Origin of the sequence: Streptomyces niphimycinicus, assembly GCF_018883605.1 — a bacterium.
In the GTDB taxonomy this organism is placed as follows: Bacteria; Actinomycetota; Actinomycetes; order Streptomycetales; family Streptomycetaceae; genus Streptomyces; species Streptomyces niphimycinicus.
Genome location: NZ_JAHLEM010001215.1, coordinates 1 through 1,770, shown reverse-complemented (window position 1 = coordinate 1,770; position 1,770 = coordinate 1). Strand labels below are relative to the sequence as shown.

The following is a 1,770-nucleotide window of genomic DNA, read 5'->3' as shown; positions in this document are numbered from 1 at the left end:
GTCACCGCCGCGGCCCGGGCCCCCGTCCCGGGCCGCGGCGGCGAGCTTCCCGGCCCGCTCCCGCCGGTCGCCCAGCCACTGCTCGGCCCACTCCGGCGGCTCCCCACTCCCGGGCACGCCCCCCTCGCCGGACGTCCACAGCAGCAGCAGGCCCAGCGCGTGCTTGCACGGGAACTTCCGGCTCGGGCAACTGCACCGATAACCGGGCCCGTTCAGATCGACAACCGTCTGGTACGGCTTGCTGCCGCTGCCCGAGCACAGCCCCCATACCGCCTCGCCGTGCGCGCCCGCGCCCGACCACGTGCCGGCCGCGGCGAGCTTGCCGCCCGCCGTGCGTGACGTGGCGTCAGGAGCCAGGGCCAGCACCCGCTCCGCCGTCCAGCGTTCCCCCTGCGGATTCATGTCTGCGACGGTACGTGCACCCACTGACAATCGCCCTGACCTGGGCGTTTGTTGACCGGGGGCCGGTTGTCAGTGGGGTGGTGCAGGGTGGTTCACACGTCCGGAAACGGAACGAGGAAACAAGTCGTGGGGGAGCTGTGACCGTCACTGTGCCCGGAACCGAATCCACCGACACCAGCGCAGCGGCAGGGCCCACCGAGGCCGCCGGAGCCGCGGAAGCGCTGCGTCCGCACGCGGAGGACGCCTTCGTCGACGAGCTGAGCGCGCTGGCCGCGGCCGACGACCGTCCGAGGCCCGCGCGGTGGCGGCTGTCGCCGTGGGCGGTCGCCACCTATCTGCTCGGCGGCACGCTGCCCGACGGCACCGTGATCACACCCAAGTACGTGGGGCCGCGCCGCATCGTCGAGGTCGCCGTCACCACCCTCGCGACCGACCGCGCCCTGCTGTTGCTCGGCGTGCCCGGCACCGCCAAGACATGGGTCTCGGAGCATCTGGCGGCCGCGGTCAGCGGCGATTCGACCCTGCTGGTCCAGGGCACCGCCGGGACGCCCGAGGAGGCCATCCGGTACGGGTGGAACTACGCCCAGCTCCTCGCCCACGGCCCGAGCCGCGACGCGCTCGTGCCCAGCCCGGTGATGCGCGCGATGACGGACGGCATGACCGCGCGCGTGGAGGAGCTGACGCGCATCCCGGCCGATGTGCAGGACACGCTGATCACCATCCTGTCCGAGAAGACGCTGCCGATCCCGGAGCTGGGGGAGGAGGCCCAGGCGGTCCGCGGGTTCAACCTGATCGCGACCGCCAACGACCGCGACCGCGGGGTCAACGAACTCTCCAGCGCCCTGCGCCGCCGGTTCAACACGGTCGTGCTGCCCCTGCCCGCGACCCCGGAGGACGAGGTCGACATCGTCTCCCGCCGCGTCGCCCAGATCGGCCGCTCGCTGGAGCTCCCGGAGCTCCCGGAGGGCGTCGAGGAGATCCGCCGGGTGGTCACGGTCTTCCGCGAGCTGCGCGAGGGAGTGACCGGCGACGGCCGTACGAAGCTGAAGTCGCCCTCGGGCACGCTGTCGACGGCCGAGGCCATCTCCGTGGTCACCGGCGGCCTCGCCCTCGCCGCCCACTTCGGCGACGGCGTGCTGAGGGCGGGCGATGTGGCCGCGGGCATCCTGGGCGCGGTCGTCCGCGACCCGGCGGCCGACCGCGTCATCTGGCAGGAGTACCTGGAGACGGTGGTCCGCGAGCGCGACGGCTGGAAGGACTTCTACCGCTCGTGCCGAGAGGTGACCGCATGACGGGCGCCCCGCGGGCGCGGGCCGCCGGCCCGCTGCTGCTGGGCGTGCGCCATCACGGGCCCGGGTCGGCGCGGGC

Annotated in this window: 2 protein-coding genes; one reads left to right on the top strand and one right to left on the bottom strand. The window is 73.8% G+C overall.

What is annotated here, in order from left to right; translation table 11 throughout:
- On the bottom strand, window positions 1-402 hold a 402-nt coding region (locus KN815_RS48935), incomplete at its 3' end, for an SWIM zinc finger family protein (RefSeq protein ID WP_216348181.1).
- Window positions 403-539: 137 nt separating this feature from the next.
- Here KN815_RS48935 and KN815_RS48930 point away from each other — a divergent pair.
- Complete coding sequence (locus tag KN815_RS48930) at window positions 540-1,694, top strand: ATP-binding protein (protein WP_216348180.1); 1,155 nt, start codon at window positions 540-542, stop codon at window positions 1,692-1,694.
- The last annotated feature ends 76 nt before the right edge of the window (window positions 1,695-1,770 follow it).